The 20089-nt window shown below is 47.1% G+C and carries 13 protein-coding genes; 2 read left to right on the top strand and 11 right to left on the bottom strand.

What is annotated here, in order from left to right; translation table 11 throughout:
* Positions 1–252: 252 nt before the first annotated feature.
* From ABT58_RS12625 to matP, 3 genes are all read right to left on the bottom strand, one after another.
* Positions 253–660, bottom strand: a complete 408-nt coding sequence (locus ABT58_RS12625; RefSeq protein WP_047874844.1) for a PPC domain-containing DNA-binding protein — start codon at positions 658–660, stop codon at positions 253–255.
* A gap of 93 nt (positions 661–753) precedes the next feature.
* On the bottom strand, positions 754–1062 hold the full coding sequence (locus ABT58_RS12620; RefSeq protein WP_047874759.1) for a DUF3634 family protein: 309 nt from the start codon (positions 1060–1062) through the stop codon (positions 754–756).
* A 190-nt stretch (positions 1063–1252) separates the two neighbouring features.
* On the bottom strand, positions 1253–1711 hold the full coding sequence (matP, locus tag ABT58_RS12615; RefSeq protein ID WP_047874758.1) for a macrodomain Ter protein MatP: 459 nt from the start codon (positions 1709–1711) through the stop codon (positions 1253–1255).
* A 218-nt stretch (positions 1712–1929) separates the two neighbouring features.
* Here matP and ABT58_RS12610 point away from each other — a divergent pair, with 218 nt between their 5' ends.
* Entirely contained in the window at positions 1930–3621 is a 1692-nt protein-coding gene (locus ABT58_RS12610) for an AAA family ATPase (protein ID WP_047874757.1), read from the top strand.
* A gap of 68 nt (positions 3622–3689) precedes the next feature.
* Positions 3690–4205, top strand: coding sequence for a bifunctional 3-hydroxydecanoyl-ACP dehydratase/trans-2-decenoyl-ACP isomerase (gene fabA, locus ABT58_RS12605; protein WP_047874756.1), 516 nt, complete (start codon positions 3690–3692; stop codon positions 4203–4205).
* A 484-nt stretch (positions 4206–4689) separates the two neighbouring features.
* Here fabA and rmf read toward each other — a convergent pair whose 3' ends face one another.
* From rmf to ABT58_RS12565, 8 genes are all read right to left on the bottom strand, one after another.
* Positions 4690–4863 (bottom strand): ribosome modulation factor, encoded by a 174-nt coding sequence (gene rmf, locus ABT58_RS23745; RefSeq protein WP_082211090.1) that lies wholly within the window; start codon positions 4861–4863, stop codon positions 4690–4692.
* A 180-nt stretch (positions 4864–5043) separates the two neighbouring features.
* Positions 5044–7209: a DUF3466 family protein gene (locus ABT58_RS12600; protein ID WP_047874755.1), complete on the bottom strand. Its 2166-nt coding sequence runs from the start codon at positions 7207–7209 to the stop codon at positions 5044–5046.
* Positions 7209–9131: an ABC transporter ATP-binding protein gene (locus ABT58_RS12595; protein ID WP_047874754.1), complete on the bottom strand. Its 1923-nt coding sequence runs from the start codon at positions 9129–9131 to the stop codon at positions 7209–7211. Before ABT58_RS12595 ends, ABT58_RS12600 begins: the two co-directional genes overlap by 1 nt.
* Entirely contained in the window at positions 9118–9375 is a 258-nt protein-coding gene (locus ABT58_RS12590; protein WP_047874753.1) for a glutaredoxin family protein, read from the bottom strand. Before ABT58_RS12590 ends, ABT58_RS12595 begins: the two co-directional genes overlap by 14 nt.
* Positions 9376–11514, bottom strand: coding sequence for a bifunctional 23S rRNA (guanine(2069)-N(7))-methyltransferase RlmK/23S rRNA (guanine(2445)-N(2))-methyltransferase RlmL (gene rlmKL, locus ABT58_RS12585; protein WP_047874752.1), 2139 nt, complete (start codon positions 11512–11514; stop codon positions 9376–9378).
* A gap of 1328 nt (positions 11515–12842) precedes the next feature.
* On the bottom strand, positions 12843–13388 hold the full coding sequence (locus ABT58_RS12575; RefSeq protein ID WP_047874750.1) for a cell division protein ZapC: 546 nt from the start codon (positions 13386–13388) through the stop codon (positions 12843–12845).
* Between the two features lie 310 nt (positions 13389–13698).
* Positions 13699–14709: a quinone-dependent dihydroorotate dehydrogenase gene (pyrD, locus tag ABT58_RS12570; RefSeq protein WP_047874749.1), complete on the bottom strand. Its 1011-nt coding sequence runs from the start codon at positions 14707–14709 to the stop codon at positions 13699–13701.
* A gap of 325 nt (positions 14710–15034) precedes the next feature.
* A complete protein-coding gene (locus ABT58_RS12565) occupies positions 15035–19867 on the bottom strand; it encodes an NAD-glutamate dehydrogenase (RefSeq protein WP_047874748.1) in 4833 nt (1610 codons plus the stop codon).
* Between the last annotated feature and the right edge of the window lie 222 nt (positions 19868–20089).

Raw genomic sequence — 20089 nt, 5'->3', positions numbered from 1 at the left:
GCTCGCGTATTTCTCTTTAATTTCGCCCTCACAGATACCCATGCAGCCATAGTCCATGCAGCTATAAATAGTGACGCAGCGAGATATGCCGATGCGTCACTATCATTCATAATCCGGCATTCAATCTAGCATCTGCTGTCAGTGCCTCATAAAGCTTCTCTCAATAAAGCTCTTCTCAATAAAACCAACGGCTGCATTTCTCTTCGTCTGTATCACTCTCTATACGTTATTCTATACGTTATGACGAAACAGTCATGAGATAGGACTCACCACCAGTTCCGTATAACCCGTATTAGCATCAAACTCACGATGGAAATGCAGATTGCTATACGCGGCTAGGCAGATTTCGGCCGTATGAGACACCAGACTCCCTTCCATCAAATGTCCGCCGCAAACATGACCGTGCTGATCAGCCACAACGATATGTAAATGCACATGCTCTGGCGTCAGTGTGCCCATCAAACTCACAATCTCCAGAGGCCCAGGAAGGCTTTTCACTTGGGACGCATCGGCCAATCGTATATTGGCATGAGAGAGACAGCCTATCCCGCTAAGTAGTGAGCCGGCTTGCAGTTGATGTTGCTGAACATAGCTGAGAATTGCCTGTTTGAGATCCTGCCCTTGTGTTAATCGAAATGCGTGAGGGATAAGTGAATGCATGTGCTGTGAGCCTATGACGAATTGAATGAGGGTAAAAAACAACAAAGGCTTCCGAAGAAGCCCAATTGTGATATTTCTTTGTATTGTAAGAGATTAGGCGCGTTTGCCCCGCTTACGAGAGCCGCCTGAGTACGGAAACACGTTATGGATACGCTGTTTTACCTTTGACGGGACCGTCTTGGAAAAGACCAGCTTGGTATTAAAGCGCGTGTTATAGACTTTGATTTTGCCTGAGAACGGTTGCTTTTGTGCAATGTCCTTACAGCCCATCAGAAAGCCGCGTGGAATGTTCCCTTTCTGCTGCACTAACTTGCCGTCTTCAAACTTCAAGAGCATTGCAGGACGGTCAATAATGAACACCAGAAGGCATACCGCCACAACCAGTAAAATCACATACCACATAACGCACTCCTTCTAGCGCACGCGTTGTATCAACGTACAACACAACTTTATACCGTGTACGATATACCCACCGTACAACATTATCGAAAGCGATAGTCGCAGCATAAACCTGTTTGTGCGCTTATTACTGCGAGATTGGAGCCAAACCTTCTGCCAAAAGCGAAATCGACAAAATGTAAGGACTTAAGGCTTACTCCAGATCGAAATCAAGCAATTCATGCAGGTCGTTTTTGATATCCAGTACCTTACGACTGGCTGACTCTGTCTTACTTGACTCACTCAGTAAGTATTCGATGGTATCCGACAAGGTGCAATCAAGTTCTTTGGATTTTTCAGCCAATCTCTCCCAAACACGGTAATCTAAGTCAATCGACTTCTTGCGGGTATGGACTTGCTCGGCATTAAAGTGACGCTTACGTTTCGCACGAATCGCCTGCTTCAGCTTATTATCCAGATCCGGCGACATATGTTTATCAATCCATTTCAGCACGCGAGTGGGTTCATGCTCAATGGCCAGCAGATCGTTGACTGCTGCTTCCGCTTCACTGGTATCAATGTACCCTGTGATAGCGACGCCTTCTTTCCACTTTTTCACCAAATAATGCCATTTCCAACCGGCTTCCAAGTTTTCAAGCTGTTGATATTTCATAGTCGTCAGAGATTCTCGATAAGTGCACACTTAATGGTGACAGTGTAACTGTAGCCCCCATAAAGCTCAATTCCCTTTTCATATTTAAGCAATTGTTTTTAAGTCGTTCTCACTCTTACTGCAAATCACCTAAATATCCTTAATCATTCGCTATTATGCAGCTATTGATTCCTTTATACTGCTGTCTTTTTCACACTAACGACATAAAGCACAAGCCCATGCATGAAGAAACCTGGCGTACTATGACTCCAGACTACACTGAGTACCAAGCTATCTTGGAGCAGTATGACGATCTCTCCCCAGCCGTTACCGGAACCTTACAAGATCGCCTAACGGATGCCGTACGCCGGTTTACCGCTGTTGAACTACAACCTCGCGTATTGCGTATTACCGCGCCAGATAACAAGGTCTACCGTGACTATGTGATTGAGCTGATTGCCGCACATGCCGAGCACAACGGTGAAACGCCGGTGATTGTCGCGGGCGAGAATGTGTCTGAGCTGAGCCTGTTTGGCGCCGTATACCCACCAATTGAAGAAAACCACATTACCAAGCCACAAGTGAAACACGGTTTGGTGCACCAAGCCCATAATGGCTACTTGGTGTTGTCGGTTGGCGCGATTTTAGCTAACCCAAGTGTGTGGCCTCGCCTGAAAAGCATTCTGATGAATGGCTCTCTGGAATGGCAAGCCGCCTCTAATAAAACCCTCTACCCGCTGCCGCCTGCAGAACAACTTAATATCAAACTGGTATTGATTGGTGATCGCTTCTTGATGGGCGAGCTGGAAAACGCAGAACCGGATATCTCCTCTGGCTTTACCATGTACGGTGAGTTTGAGCAGGATCTGATGATCAATGAAGATAACCTGCCGCTGTATATGGCTTACCTGAAATCAATCATCAAGAAAGCCTCTCTTCCTGAGCTTGCCGATATTGATGCATTGACCATGGTGCTGAAAACCGGTGCCCGTTATGCCGAAGATCAGGTGCGTGTGCCTCTGTGCCCGATTTGGCATCAGAGCTTACTGTGTGAAGCTGCGATTGAATCTCACGGTCAGCCAATTACAGCGACCCATCTGAAAGATTCGATTGCTGCGCGTGAATACCGTGAGTCTTACCTGCCAGAGCGTGCGATTGAAGATATTCACCACGGTCAGGTTGTTATTAACTGTCAGGGTGAAGAAGTTGGCCAGGTGAATGGCCTGACCGTTGTTGAAGTACCAGGGCATCCGCGTGCTTACGGTGAGCCTGCACGTATTTCGTGTGTGGTGCACTTTGGTGACGGGGATATCTCTGACGTTGAACGTAAAGCAGAACTGGGCGGCAACATTCACGCCAAAGGCATGATGATCATGCAAGCGTTCTTGAGCACCGCATTAGATTTGGATCAACCGCTACCATTCTCTGCCTCTATCGTGTTTGAGCAATCTTACTCAGAAGTCGATGGTGACAGTGCATCATTGGCCGAACTGTGCTCGTTGGTATCTGCCTTGGCGATTCAACCGATCAATCAGCAAATCGCCGTCACCGGTGCCGTTGACCAGTTTGGTCGCGTACAGGCCGTTGGTGGTATTAATGAGAAGATTGAAGGCTTCTATAAGGTTTGTGCCTACCGTGGCCTAACAGGTAGCCAAGGTGTCATTCTGCCTCGTACTAACCTGACCAACCTGTGTCTGAACGATGAAGTGCTGGAAGCGATTAAAGCCGGCCAGTTCCACTTATGGACGGTTGAAAGCGTGGATGATGCTCTGCCGCTGCTGACAGGCAAAGTATTCCGTAGCGACGAGGAAGAGGACAACGAAACCTTATTGGCTCGTATTGCTGATCGTATCGATGCATTCCATAACGGGCCGCACGATAATCACTTTGGTTTATTGAGTCGACTACGTCACTGGTTTGTCCAGAACTGATCCGAGTTGTCTGGCGTACACGTGTAAGCTAAATTGGCTCCATACTTTTCAAGGAGCTTAAAAGTCTGATGAAACGCCAGCAATCTTATACTTACAATGAACTTGTTGCATGTGGTAAAGGCGAACTTTACGGCCCTGCATTTCCGTCTTTGCCGTCGGATAACATGCTGATGATTGACCGTATCACGACCATTACTGATGAAGGTGGTGATCATGGTAAAGGTTTCATCGTTGCAGAATTAGATATCAACCCGGATCTATGGTTCTTCGATTGTCACTTCAAGGGTGACCCAGTGATGCCAGGTTGTTTGGGTTTAGACGCCATGTGGCAGCTTGTAGGTTTCTTCCTAGGCTGGGCTGGCGGTGAAGGTAAAGGCCGAGCATTGGGTGTCGGCGAAGTGAAGTTCACCGGTCAAATTCTACCGGATGCAAAGAAAGTGACGTACGAAATCCAGCTTAAGCGTGTGATTAACCGTAAACTGATCATGGGTGTCGCAGATGGCCGTGTATTGGTAGATGGCAAAGAAATCTACGTCGCGAAAGATCTGAAAGTCGGTCTATTTAAAGACACGTCTACTTTCTAAGTGCTTTCTTAATGCACAGCGTCATTGAAGTGACAAGGTAACGAAACCAGATACACTTAATGACGATAGCAGCTCTCTGCTGAATATTATGATGAAGGTCGCGAAAGCGGCCTTTCTTCTTTATGCCCTATCACATCCCACTCTCGCATCCTCAGCCGCATCAATTCCTCGTTACGATTATCTTAATATCACCTATCCTCACTCAACACGCCACCAACAAAAGCACGTATCCATAATCTGAGCAGTAAGCACAGCACCAGAGAATCCACAACGCAGTCCCCCCTACGCTAGGCGTCAAATTACGTATGATAGAGAAGCAAAACGTGACGCCGTCACCAAGCGAGCAAACATATGATAGAGCTGTGATGGATGGTGATGCGATGTAATGAGTAGAAGTAGAGAGAGAACGAAATGAACAACCAGACATGAATGAGCCCCTGTTCCTAATAGGGGCTCAATAAGGGTGATATGAAGGGAGGTTTTATTATCTAAACAGGCCAGATTGCAGATCTTGTCTTGCTTCTCGCCAGCCACCTAGCCAGTTAGTACGGGCATCCGTTGCTTGATACGGACATTCTTCACTGGAACGACCATTGATACCAGCTTTATAGCCTTGAGATTGTGCGCGTTCCAAACGATCCCGCTTTTGTCTCTTCATAGTACGATCCTCATCCTTACTCAATTTGTGCGTGTTTCATTCATTACTATTGCATAATGATGGAGTTTTTGTGACTCCACTTATAAGAATTAGCCAAATGCGCGATGAGATCAACCCCAGAAGCACGTCAGGCCCACAAAGTGTGAGCCTGAATATAAAACGTGCAATTTTGACAAAAATTTACTTTCTGCGACGGAACCCTAACCAGCCAAGCACTGTCAGTGTCAGCAGACCAATAGAACCACCACTACGCTTGATGGTTGAATCTGCTTCTGGGCGAAGTTGAATAGACGGTGGGGTTTCGTCCTCAACTGAAATAGGGATCAACTTCACGGCGACGGTGCGCTCAGAGTTTGCTGCACCACCCTGACAGAATGATGTGCTGCTCAGGTTGTCGTAACCACCTTCACACTTAAATGCAGTTGCAGAAATCACACCGGCATCGTTAATGTCAGTCGCTTCAAAGATACGGTACTGGTTAGCCGCACCCGATGCATTACCGTCATTCACCAGATCATCCAGGAAGTACACATCGCCTTGCTTCAGTGCCATCTTAGATTTATCCGCTTCCGGTACATCCGAGCTGATATCACCCATCACATACGTAAACGCACGTTGACGACGGAAACGACCGTCTACCTGGTTCACGGTTTCCGCATCCAACTTACCTACGATCTGATCGTGGTTATTGATAGCCGCTGGGTAACCATTTGCCCCGCTGAAAAACCGTAAAGAAATGCTGCTATCTAAGAATGTAGGCGCAGCTGGTTTTGCTGTGTTGTCGTATACAAACATACGTTCAACGTAAGAACGGTTGTCTGAACGGTAGTTCTTCGCAACACCAATCACCTTATTGTTGGCGTTGACATCCGTTGCCAAGCTATAAGTCAAACGACGGTCGCCGTCGCTGTCTTCGATTGGCATTCCTGGAATAATGGTACGCTTCCAGGCTTCCGCACTGGCATCTGTTGTATTCGCAGGCAATTCCCAAACCGATGCACGAATCGCATAGAAATCACGGTTAGCTTCGTCAATAGACTGCTTGTCCACGGAGTCCGTCGTGAAACCAACGACAACAGGTTTATTACTTACCAGTGAAACCGCCGTTGCCCCCGCTTGGTAAGAACGGTCATTCTCATCAGGATCCAGCGCTGAATATGTATTACCATTTTTATCAACACGTTTTGACAGTAAGTTGGCGTAACCTTCACCCGCTACTGCACCACTGTCAACTGTCCAAAATACGGCATCGTTGGCAAATACAGACAATTGGCATTCTTTGGTACCGTAGAAATCAGCCAAACCAGCAGAGAATTTCGATGGGCATTCTTTAAATTGTGAATCGCTAAAGATTGGATCACCACGATTTTCACGGTTATCCGGCACCTTATTATCGACATCATTAAAATCACTTTGCGCAAATGAGCCACTGCCTACAACAAGCAATGTACCTGAACCTGCAGGATACTCTACGGCATCATACGCTAATGACTGACCCGCTGTTTTGGCAATCGCACTGCCGTTAGAAACAGGATTCAATGCTAAAGGTGTTGCTTTCTCGTCTTTGGAAATATCAAAAATATTCACAAAACCACGTTTCGCAAACTGACGGGCAAAGCGTCCATCTTTTTCAAAGTATGCACCGGTGGCAACACCCAGATCGTAAGTGCCGTCCGAATACGTACCTTCGGCATTCAGTACGGTATTGGTGGTTTTTCGTGAATCAACAAAAGTACCCAATGCTGCTTTTTCAGCATCGGCATAGCCAGTCGCATCATCCGCAAACGTGTCTACAACAGAAAAGCCCGATGTGCCTTTTACGGCAGTGGCATTACCAAAGTAATTCTTATCCCAAGCTTCCTGAACACGGACAAGGCCACCTAAACCGGAACGGTCTTCAACTAAATTGGTGTTATAACCTTTGCCATAATATTGTGTCAGCGCCCAGTTATCACACGTGTTCGGGCCTAGATTGCGCACACAGTAGTTATACAGGCGATCTTCATCGTTAATCTCCTGATAGTTATCACTGATATAAGGTATAACATCACGGTAAGGAACGCCTTCAGAACCCAAACGCCCTTCACCAATCACGGCATAATCAGCCCCATCCTGACAAGTGCCAGCAAAACAGTTTTCTCCCTCTTTCGAGGCGGCAATCCCTTTGGAGTGGAATTCAAGACGCTGAGGAATCAACGACTGATCGACATCATTAGGGTAATAATCCGTCCTGGACAGTGCCGTGGAGTCCGTCACTTCAACAACACGGTATACCGCTGCATTAGCGCTAGTAGCACCGGCGATCAAAATCGCCAGTGTCGATAATTTTAACGTCTTCTGTTGCATTAAGATTCCTTTTGCATTGCTTCAAGTTCTTCCCAGCGTTCAAATGCCGTTTCAAACTCCGCTTCCGCATCAGCCAGACGCGTCAGAGTCGCTTGAGTGTCATTCTTCATGTCAGAGAAGAAAGCAGGGTCATTAATTTGTTCCTGCAGCTGAGCAATTTCATTTTCCAGTTCTTCGATACGTAACGGCAGATCTTCAAGTTCCTTCTGCAGCTTGTAAGAGAGCTTCTTACCCGCGCGAGGACGGACATCTTGACGTTGCTTATTCTCTTCTTTTTTCTTCGCCGCTTCATAGGCAGCCGCTTGTGCTTTCGCTTGTTGACTTAGCGAATTAGCACGTTGTTCTTGTGCATCGTGATAGCCACCCACGTATTCATCAATGACACCGTTCCCTTCAAAGATCCAACTCGTTGTGACTGTATTATCAACAAATTGACGGTCGTGGCTTACTAATAGCAATGTCCCTTGGTAATTGGCAAGAATATCTTCCAAAAGTTCCAACGTTTCGATATCTAGATCGTTAGTTGGTTCATCTAACACCAATAAATTGTTCGGTTTTAGGAACAGTTTGGCCAATAGCAGACGGTTCTTCTCACCACCGGATAGTGCTTTCACCGGTGTGCGAGCACGACGAGGGTGGAACAGGAAGTCTTGTAGGTAACCCAATGCATGACGCGTACGACCGTTCACGGTCACTTCTTGTTTGCCGTCGGCCAGGTTATCCATTACGGTTTTTTCTGGGTCTAACACTTCGCGGTACTGGTCAAAGTACGCCACTTCCAGTTTAGTACCACAATGGAAACGCCCTTGTGCTTCCAGATTACCCAGCATGATTTTCAGCAAGGTACTCTTACCACAACCGTTCGGGCCAATAAGGGCAATGCGGTCACCACGCATGATATTGAAGCTGAAATCTTTGATGATTTCCTTGTCGCCATAGCTGTAGCTGATGTTTTCCGCTTCAAACACAATCTTGCCTGAACGGGTCGCATCTTGCAGCTGCATGTCAGCTTTGCCCATCACTTCACGACGTTCGCTACGTTCACGACGTAATTGCTTCAATGCACGTACACGGCCTTCGTTACGGGTACGACGGGCTTTAATGCCCTGACGGATCCACACTTCTTCTTGTGCCAGCTTCTTATCGAATTCGGCATTTTGCTCTGCTTCAACACGAAGCATCTCTTCTTTGTCTTCCAGGTACTTGTCGTAATCGCCAGGGAAAGACGCTAACTGACCACGGTCAAGATCGACGATGCGGGTTGCCATTGAGCGGATAAACGCACGGTCGTGAGAAATGAAGATGATGGAGCCTTTAAACTCTTTCAGGAAGCCTTCTAACCACTCAATGGTCGATACGTCCAAGTGGTTCGTCGGTTCATCCAGCAACAGAATGTCAGGGTCACAAACCAGTGCACGCGCCAATGCGGCTTTACGCTGCCAACCACCCGACAAATCTTTCAGTTGGGTTGATGGTGAAAGTTGCAGGTGCTCAAGTACAGACGTGATTTTGTTATCAAACTGCCACGCATCTGCGTGATCAATTTTCTCTTGGGCACGGTTAAGCTTCGCCAGGTTTGACTCTGACGGATCGTGCATAATCACTTCGAGTAAACGGTGGTACTCTTTCAGTACCTGACCAATATCAGCCAAGCCTTCAGACACAAAATCAAACACGGTGCCTTCTGCATCACGTGGAGGATCTTGCTCTAGACGAGAAACACGGAGCTCTGATTGACGCTGAATACTACCGTCATCCAGCAATACGTCACCGGCAATCACCTTCATCAAGGTCGACTTACCCGCACCATTTCGCCCTACCAAACACACACGCTCGTTCGGTTGTAGCAGGAATTCTGCTTTATCAAGCAATGCGTGATCACCGTACGCCAGTTGGGCGTTACTAATATTAATTAATGCCATTGTCGTTTAACCATGTTGCCAAGATCTCGGCGTCGAAAGGCCAGCCGAGTTCGGAAAGTAATGAATGTGTTTCTGAGGAGTGCAATGCCAGCACAGGAATGGTGACGCCGTAACGAGAAAAGAGCGCATCATCAAAGGCAATATCTACCACTTGAACGCGCTCTTCTATACCGGCTTGAACGAGCAGGCTATAAGCCTGCTCGCAAAGATGACATCCCTCTGTGCTATAGAGTGTGATTAGCACTTAATCTTCCTTGTGGGTAATGATCCAGCAGTTATGAATCTGCTTATTGCGGCCGAAGTCCATTGGCAGCGTTTTGTCAGAAATGTTCTTCGCCTGAAGGCCAAGCTCGGTCAGTTTCTCGATATCCATCTTGAAATGACGTTTGTTGTTTGAGAACACGATTTGACCTTCTGGGCGCAACATACGCTTCAGGTTTTCCATCAGCATAATGTGGTCGCGCTGTACATCAAAGCTCTGCGTCATACGCTTAGAGTTTGAGAACGTTGGCGGATCGATGAAGATCAGATCAAATGTCTCATCCACTTCTTGCAGCCACTGCAGACAGTCAGCCTGAACAAACTGGTGCTGACGGCCAACCTGACCATTCAACTCCATGTTCTCTTGTGCCCAACGCAGGTACGTGTTTGACATATCAACCGTTGTGGTTGATTTCGCGCCACCCACTGCCGCATGACACGTTGCAGAACCGGTGTAAGCAAACAAGTTCAGGAAGTCCTTACCTTCTGCCATCAAGCCCAGTTTACGACGAGTAATACGGTGATCCAGGAACAAACCGGTATCCAGGTAATCGTACAGGTTCACTTTCAGGTCAACACCGTACTCATTCACTACCATGTGGCGTTCTGCGCTCGATAGTTTCTGGTATTGGCTCTTGCCCTTCTGACGCTCACGCACTTTCAGGATCACTTTGCTGTTATCAACACCCGTTACCTGAATGGTGGCACGCAGAATGTCCATCAAACGACGACGTGCGATCTCTTCCGGTACGGATTTCGGTGCCGCGTATTCTTGGATAATCAAGAAGTCGTTGTATTTGTCGATAGCTGCGTTGTAGTTTGGCAAGTCAGCATCGTAAATACGGTAACATTCGATACCTTCTTTCTTCGCCCACTTATCCAACTTCGCAATGTTCTTCTTCAGACGGTTTGCAAAATCCGGTGCCACTTGTGTTTCTTCAAGTACGCCTTCTTTCTCGCCTTCAACGTGTTTAACGCCACCCGCAGTGATCAGGTAGGTTTTCAGTACACAATCCAGCGCACCATTGCGCAGTTTGAACTGCTTGTCTGCACGCATGCGAAGACAGCTCAATAGCTCATTAGACGATGAGTAGATTGACGCCGTTGAACCAGCAAAAGCCAGCTTCAAGCGGTTACCGAACTCACTGTACAGCGAAATCAGCTCAGGAGTTGTACCCAAACGCTCACCGTATGGTGGGTTACACAGGATCACACCGTTTGAGAAACCTTCCGGGCAAACCAATTGCGTCGCATCACCGTATTCTAGATCGATCAGATCTCGCACACCGGCACGGCCCGCGTTGTCACGTGCAATGCTCAGGACACGGCGGTCCATTTCACGACCAAAGAATTTCGTTGTTACCGCAGCAGGACCACGGCGCGCTTTCACTTTCGCTTCCGCGTGAATTTCTAGCCAGCCTTCTTTGTCGAAGTCTTTAATAGACTCAAAGCCCCACTTCTTGCGCTTCAGACCCGGTGCAATTTGCGCAGCAATCATAGCCGCTTCAATCAACAAGGTACCCGAACCACACATTGGGTCTAGCAATGGTTTGTCTGCTGTCCAGCCAGATTTCAGTACCAATGCTGCCGCATGAGTTTCACGTAACGGTGCTTTACCCGCTTCACTACGGTAACCACGCTGGTGCAAACCGCTACCGGCCATATCCAGACCCAGCACACCTTTTTCGCCAGATAGACGCATGTGGATACGTAGGTCAGGACGTTCACGGTCAATGTTAGGACGACGTAGATCCGCTTTCGTAAACTTGTCGACGATAGCATCTTTCACTTTCATCGCACCGTATTGGCTGTTACGGATTTCACGGTTTGTACCGTTGAAATCAACAACGATACGCGTATCGCTGCTGAAGTAATTTGGCCAGTTAATGGCAACTGCACCTAAGTACAGATCCATATCATCACGAACGGTAAATTCGCTCAGTACCTGAATGATACGAGATGAAATGCGTGTCCATAGACAGCAGCGGTAAGCCGTTGCTTGTTCGGCTTTAAAACGGACACCGGCGTTTACAACCTGAATGCTCTGTGCACCCAGTTGTTCCAATTCTTCTGCAAGAAGGTTCTCAAGACCTCGAGAGGTAATAGCTAGATATTGATTCATGAAGTTCTTTTCGCTCTTATGTTGCCTCGAATTATAACTGAAAACAGTGCAAATACCTTGTGCTAAAGCGGCCTTAAAGGCTTATTTAGCTAAAAAAACAGCAATGTCAGATGGCAGAGACACAATACAGCCACTGTAAAGTCTCCATGACCGAACCCTGTGGCAGAAAACACATGTCTCAACCATCACCACCAACATCCATATGTGTGCACAATCAAAAAACACCTCTTGTTTGTAAAGTACACGAGAGTCCATTGTGACCAGAGATTATCATTGTTCACATATAAAAACAGTGCAAATAAAAACCCTAAAATACAATAATTTAGTTACGTAGTCGCGACTAGAAGTGATATAAAAACGACGTGCAAATCATCATTTATTACCTGCTAACACGCTATTCTATCCTCTTGGTTGAGCCTTCTTCTTTCACCTCACAATCAATACTTTCCAATTTGGAAATTATCACATAAGAGGAAACTATCACGCACTAAGCAGTTATGTTATTAAATTACAGCAAGGCGGAAATAGAGGAAGATCCTCAAGGATTAAGTGTCATTATCACGCTGAAAATTGCGGCTTTTTGGGCTTTATTGAGCAAAAAGAGGCAGAAAATAAAGACAAAAAAAGTCAATAAATTCGAGCGGCATCACTCTCTTTGCCTGATTTATATACAGAAAATATCCAGTATCTCGAACATGATTTTATAAATCCTAGAAAATACAGTGACACCTCACCTGTCCACTCTCTCCGACCCGGCAAGAATGCCGCTCAATTCTCACTAAAGCCGGCCCTGATGCGCACCATTGAAATCCATATAAGATTTAACGTATTGCACGCAATGCGCTTTATCTGAAGCGATGCTGGCAGGTTTACTGACCCTTTATGGACAACAGAATGAACAGCAGATCCCTGACGCTGCAGCGTCAGAGATCCGTTGGTTTCGATCCGTTAATTTTATGTGATTCATCACGCGAGATTCTTGCTCTGTATGCTTGCCCCTCCCCCTGACAGGAAAAGACAGAGAAAGCCTCGTACCGCATGTGCATGTAACAGGCGTACAGACAAATGGTTATAGAGAGTGGCCAATGAATGGCAATGGATAGCTTACAGACGTGATCTCATACTGATAGGAAGTAGATTAACGCGCACACAAGCGTGCATCAGGGATTAGCGATAGGTGTCGTTCAGAGGGAATACGGACTGAAATAAAAAAGGCAGATATATGAGGCAATAAAAGCGAGCAAGAGGCAAATGATGGTAACGCGGCAAATAGAAGGTTTGATTATCAATATAACAGGCGTTTACTAATGCGAAATACTGTATGTGTATTAACCCACCAGAGCGAATCTAACCACAGACTCCTGCTCAATTTCTAATGATTTCATGCGGTTATTCATCACTTTAATGACTTCACAAAATGCCATTTCTTTAGAAACTGTCAATGTCAGAGGTGCGATATTGGCCATCATGCACAAGCTGGCACAACCGGTATTTTCAATGACCAGGTAATTCGCTTCACCAAATTCTGTCAATAACGTGACAACGTCACCCTGCTCAGGCTCTAGTCCCTCACTCAGCTCTTGGAAGAACCAACTTTTTGGCATTAAGGGCTTATGGAAACGACTCGCTGCAACAGCATTTAACGCCAGTTCAGCTTTACGCGGGGCAGAAAGGTCGAGTTGGTTAAGATTCTCGATGAACGTTTGGTAGGTCGTGGCATCATCGACAGTGAACACCGTCTTTGTGAATGCACATGGGATAAGATGTTTGGTTGGGATGGCCACACGGAAAATCATGTCATCGCCAAGATCTAACATTAGCGCGTCGTTCTGTTGGTCGTAGTACCACATCCATGAATTGTTCGGTTTCAACATATTACGCTCCAATATTCCGTTAGTATTCCGTTAGCGATCCGTTCGTGTTCTTGTATCCAACGCTTTAAAGAAAACTTTAGGAGAATTTTACTTTCTGCTGATGAAATAAAAAGAGGAAATAAACAGCAAAAACTGCTGCAAGACAAGTGAAATATTGACAAAAAACACAGTATTAACGTCGTTTGGCGATATTTCAGGCAAAAAAATACCGATAGAACGGATCCTATCGGTACTCAGTAAGATCAACGTATTATCCATCATTCAGTGACAGCGTCACTGCTTCTGTTCATCGTTAATCGCTTGTTATGAATTACAGGTTAGTGACGATGTCTTTAACCAGTTTTGGGCCGTGATAAATGAAGCCAGAGTAAACCTGTACCAGGCTAGCACCCGCTGCCATTTTTTCACGTGCAGAAATCGCTGAATCAATGCCGCCTACACCGATAATCGGCAATGCACCATCCAATGCTTCCGCCAGCATGCGGATCACTTCAGTACTGCGGTTTTGCAATGGGCGACCACTTAGGCCCCCTACTTCATCGCAGTTCTTCATGCCTTGGACCAGTGAACGATCGAGCGTGGTATTGGTTGCAATCACGCCGTCGATCTTATTCTTGATCAAAGAGTCAGCGATCTGCTTGATCTCGTGATCTTCAAGATCAGGTGCGATCTTCAGTGCCAGCGGTACGTACTTACCGTGTTGTTCTGCCAACGCTTGCTGTTTCTCTTTCAGCTGCGCTAACAACTCATCCAGCATTTCACCGTACTGAAGCGTACGTAATCCTGGTGTGTTTGGCGAAGAGATGTTTACCGCAATGTAACCTGCATATGGATACACTTTATCCATACAGATCAGGTAATCTTCTGCGCCCTTTTCAATCGGCGTGTCTTTGTTCTTACCAATATTGATGCCGATAACACCATCGTACTTGGTTTTCTTGACGTTCTCGATAAGGTTATCAACACCTAGGTTATTAAAACCAAAGCGGTTAATGATACCTTCTGCCGGAATAAGACGGAAAAGACGAGGCTTATCGTTACCTGACTGCGGACGCGGTGTCACCGTGCCGACTTCAACAAAACCGAAGCCCATTGCACCGAAGGCATCAATACATTCGCCGTTTTTATCAAGGCCTGCGGCTAAACCCACTGGGTTTTTGAACGTAATGCCCATGACTTCAACAGGACGATCAGGAACGTGTTGACGATAGAATAAATCGAGAGGAGTGCCAGTAAAGCGAGAAAAGTTCTGGATTGCGAGATCATGTGCCTTTTCAGCATCCAGCTGAAAAATTGCTGATCGAGCGAGGCGGTAAATCATTGTACCTCCTAAAAAAGCCCCGTATAAACGGGTAGGCATTATTCACCCTTTCCCCGCTAAACACAATCAATAATTTTAAGTTTATTGATAAAAATGCCCTTTACCCTGTCAACAAAGGGCATAGTAAGTATAAATAACGGTTTGTTTTTCCACTTAAAAATGCAATCGTTTACGGTGTGGTGCGCATAGCTCCTGTTATGTAAGCAAATCGACCACCAAAACAGCGCGGGAGGTCAATTACCCTACAAAACATCGCCTTCCGATGATTTTTGCATCTGCGCATCAGAGATACCGTGCTGCTACACGCTCAGCGCGCTTTTACAATTTATCCCGCCGTTCTGCAATTAAGATTAAGCAGCATCAACTCACGTAAAGCGACAGAGAACTTCGCAAATTCATGGGTCGTCCCCACTTTAAACTCCGCGAGAACGGTATTCCAGCGCTGAATCGCGGTCCGATTTTGTCCCATCCATTGGCTAATCAAGGCTTGAACCTCACCATCGTTACCTTCTCCGCTGGTAATCACCGCAGAAGTCAGCTGACGTTGCTGCCAGTCTAAATCCTCTCGGAATGATGCACGGGCCAAGGCCTGCCAATGGTTATCAACCGGTTGATTATGGATCTGTTTCAGGAACCAGTGCAGAGACAAATCAGCCCCCACCACAAAATAGACACGCGCAATAAAGTCGATGTCTTTTTTCAGCTCCTGCGCGATTTGTGCAATATCCATGGCAGAATACAAGCTGCTTAAACGAGCGACATGGGTTGCCAGCGTCTCGGGCACCCCCTGCGCTATCATGGCTTGTGCTTGCTCATGATGCTCTTGGACTTCTTCTGTGACAAGGTAACTATCCAGGTTATCCCGTAGGCGGTTCACCACTGGCTGATAGAACGCAATCATCTGTTCGATGCCAAGTTTTCTGTCTCTGTTGCGTAAAATCCAGCGAGTCGCACGACGTAACATACGGCGACAACGGTACAGGACGTCGTATTGCACCTCAGCCGGGATGACATTATCCAATCCTCTCACCTGCTCAAAGTAATGAGCAAAGTTGAAGATTTCACGTCCAACGGAATACGCACACGCAATTTCTGCCACCGAAGCGCCCGTTTCTTCCTGCAAACGAGTCACAAAGTTGCACCCCATTTCATTGGACATTTCATTTGCTAGGCTGGTGGCAATCAGCTCTTTACGCAGCGGATGCTGCTCCATTTGTCCACGGTATTGCGCTTGCAGGGCTTTAGGGAAATAAGCCGGCAGCAAACGGGCGTGATACGGATCATTGGCGACTTCATCTGTCACCAAGTCTTCTTTCAGTACCATTTTCCCATACGCCACCAGCACGGCGAGTTCAGGACGGGTTAATCCCATACCCGCTTTCTCACGCTCCGCCAACGTATCATCATCCGGCAGGTATTCTAAGGCGCGATCAAGCTTGCCGTTTTTCTCTAAATGGTGAATGAAGCGGATTTGCTCTTTCAATAGTTGTACATGTTGCTGCTGCGTCACCGAAATGGATTCACTTTGGCAATAAGCATCATCCAGCACAATCTCGCCGACTTCATCTTCCATTTGCTCTAACAATTCATTACGTTGTTTAAACGTCAGATCCCCGCCCGTGACCAAGCTGTTGAGCAGGATCTTAATGTTCACCTCATTATCCGAACAATCCACGCCGCCCACGTTATCGATAAAATCGGTATTAACTAAGCCTCCGCGCTTCGCAAACTCAACACGTCCCAGTTGGGTTAAGCCCAAGTTTCCGCCTTCTCCCACCACTTTGGCACGCAGTTCACTGCCATTCACGCGTAATGCATCATTAGCGCGATCCCCTACATCGGTATGGGTTTCCACTTCCGCTTTCACATAGGTGCCGATGCCACCATTCCAAAGCAGATCGACCTGCATGCGCAAAATCATGCCAATCAATTCATTGGGTGGGACACTTTGTTTACGGGTACCCAGTAATTTCTGTACTTGAGGTGTCAGTTTGATCGATTTACTGCGACGGGAATGCACGCCGCCCCCTTCGGAGATCAAAGAAGGATCATAATCCTCCCAACTGGATCGCGGCAGGTTAAACAAGCGCTCTCGTTCTTTCCAGCTGGTGGCTGCATTCGGTTCCGGATCCAAGAAAATGTGTAGATGATTAAAGGCCGCGACCAAACGCGTGTGTTTAGACAGCAGCATGCCGTTACCAAACACATCACCCGCCATGTCGCCGATACCAACACAGGTAAAGTCGGTTTCCTGACAATTGATACCCAGTTCGCGGAAGTGACGCTTCACCGATTCCCAACCGCCTTTCGCGGTGATCCCCATTTTCTTATGGTCATAACCATTGGATCCCCCAGAGGCAAACGCATCCCCCAGCCAAAAACCGTAATCTTCAGACACCGCATTGGCGAGATCAGAAAAGGTAGCCGTCCCCTTATCTGCCGCCACAACCAGGTACGGATCATCTTCATCGTGTCGCACCACGCTGGCGGGTGGTATCAAGGTGCCATCAACAATGTTGTCCGTCACATCTAACAAGGCGCGAATAAAACGCTTATAACAGCGTTGCCCTTCAGCCAGTATGGCTTCTCGACCGGTGAGCTGAGGCTGACGCTTACAAACAAAGCCGCCTTTCGCACCGACCGGCACAATCACGGTATTTTTAACCTGCTGCGCTTTCACTAAGCCCAGAATTTCCGTTCGGAAATCTTCCTGTCGATCCGACCAGCGCAGACCGCCGCGTGCCACTTTACCGCCACGTAAATGCACCCCCTCAATATCAGGCGCATAAACAAAAATCTCAAAGAACGGCACAGGCGGTGGAATATCAGGAATATCGGCAGGTCGCAGTTTCAGGGAGAGCCAAGGCTTGGCTTTCCCCTGATCGCCAAGTTGGTAATAATTGGTACGCTGAGTGGCAAGGATCATATCCATGTAGCGACGGATGATCCGATCGTCATCCAGACTCTCAACGTGTTCCAATTTCTCATTCAAATGGGCAATCAATCCCTGCTCGGCTTTTTCTGTATAGCTGCCTTTAGGATCAAAACGCAATCGGAACAAGGCCACCAGATCTTTCGCTAAATCGCTATGACCGGATAAAGTTTCCTCAATATAATGCTGACTGAATGGGAAGCCCACTTGTCGCATATAACGCGCAAAGCTGCGCAGAATGGTAATTTCTCGCCCGGTTAATCCGGCACACAGCACCAAACGGTTAAAGCCATCACTTTCCAGTTCGCCGTGCCAAATCGCGGCAAAGGCTTCTTGGAATCGATCCCGCGCTTCACTCAAATCAATACCCGTGCATGCATTGTGCAACATGGCGAAATCAAGGATCCAATAGACGATCCCTTCTGCTGTCACCACTTGATAAGGGGATTCACCGATCACCCGTAAGCCAAGATTTTCCAGCATCGGCATCACATCTGACAGATGGATAGGCTCATCCCGATGGAAAAGCTTCAGCTTCACAAATCGCGAATCATTGGCTTCTTCTTGCGGACGATAAAACAGCATACCGAGTTTGTTGTTTTCGCTCAGCGCTTCGAGTTGCGCGATATCCGCCACGGCTGAGCCCGGTAACATTTGTTCTTTGTAAGATCGCGGGAAAGCGCGGGCATAGTTTTTCGCCAGTGATGTCCCTTGGCTTTCACCAAAATTCGCCTTCAAAGATCCGTATAGCCGATCCTCCCACGACGAAGCGGCTTCCACTAAATTATGCTCAATGGTCTTCACATCAATGTCGTAGTTATTGTTTTCGACCCGCACAATATAATGGGTGCGTGCCAGTGGGCTTTCTGAAAAGAATGTGGTGAATTCGACATCTTGCTCAGACGCAAAATACTCTTTCAATACCGCCTGCGTTTTACGGCGCAATTCGGTGTTATAGCGTTCTTTGGTGACATACACCATGCAGGAGAAAAAGCGGCCAAACGGATCCCGTCGTACAAACAAGCGTAATAGATCCCGGTCTTGCATACGTACCACACCTCGACCGACTTCTAGCATTTCTTTTTCGTTGGCTTGAATCAGCTCATCACGGGGATAAGTTTCCAGCAAATTATTGAGCGCTTTCCAGGAATGTGATCCGCTCGGGTAACCACTTTCTTCGAGAATACGGGCGACTTTATCGCTCAACAACGGAATGTTCGTGGTGGATTGGTGATACGCCGTCGATGCGTATAGCCCGGTAAACCGATGTTCCCCAATGACATTGCCGTTGTCATCAAAACGTTTGATGCCGATATAATCGGTATAGGCGGGACGGTGGATCTTCGACTTGCCATTACTTTTTGTCAGGATCAGTAAATTCGGTTTGCGCGCTTCTATGCGGGCCGATTCGGGGAGTTGAGATAATCGTAGCGTCCGTACTTTATTGGGCTGGTTGAGGATCCCTAACCCACTGCCTTCACAGGGCCGCAATTCGTAATCCCCTTCGATGGGGATCAGATCATACTGGTGATAACCCATGAAAGTAAAATTGTGTCGGGTCAGCCAATCCAAAAACGCGATGGTCTCATCGCGAGCCGTTTTCTCCACTGGCAACGGCGCAGTTTTCAACTCTTTAACGACATCTTGCAGTTTGTTCTGCATTAACTGCCAATCATTCACCACGCACTCCACATCACTCAGTACGTGTTCCAGCTCGGCTTTCAGCGCCTCGAGTTCTTGCTTCTTGTTGAGTCGATCGACTTCGATATGGAATAAGGTTTGCAGATCCCCTTCTTTACCGCAGGCATCCATAATGGTGCCGGATGCATCCCGCTTAAAATAGTACGGGCCATTGAGCATTAGGTGACTGGTCATCCCCAAACGGGTTAATGCCAAACGTACGGAGTCGACAAGAAACGGTCGATCAGGCGTGACAATTTCAACAACGGTGTGAGTGGATTGCCAGCCATAACGGCTGAGTGTGGGGTTATAAACACGAACAGAAATTTTATCAGGCTGATTTTGTACTAAATGGTGCCAGAGACTTAACACCGCACCATAGAGATCAGATTCATTACGTTGTAAGAGATCGTCATCGGCCAATTGCCCCAATAATCGCTGGGCAAAGACTTCCACTAACGATTGCTGGCTACTTTCAATCTTATCCTGAATTAAGCCATACACTTTTTCGAGTAATACGGGCACTATCGGGTCAGGTGTCGTCATCGCCATACTCCATCGTTCTGTTTATCCATCAAGTATAGAGTCATATAACTCATTCACGAGATTGGTTTTTCTCTGCTGATCATCTCAATAATCAGCAGCACGTTGTTATGGCTATTGTAAGATCGATTGTTGCGATATCGTTACGCATTTGATGCTTCATATCAGACTGAATATCGAATGTGTGACTGGCATAAAGGTTTTGTTCGGTGAAATCCCCATCCA

Source organism: Photobacterium aphoticum, assembly GCF_001029435.1.
GTDB classification, from domain to species: Bacteria; Pseudomonadota; Gammaproteobacteria; order Enterobacterales; family Vibrionaceae; genus Photobacterium; species Photobacterium aphoticum.
This window is presented reverse-complemented; position numbering and strand designations above follow the sequence as displayed.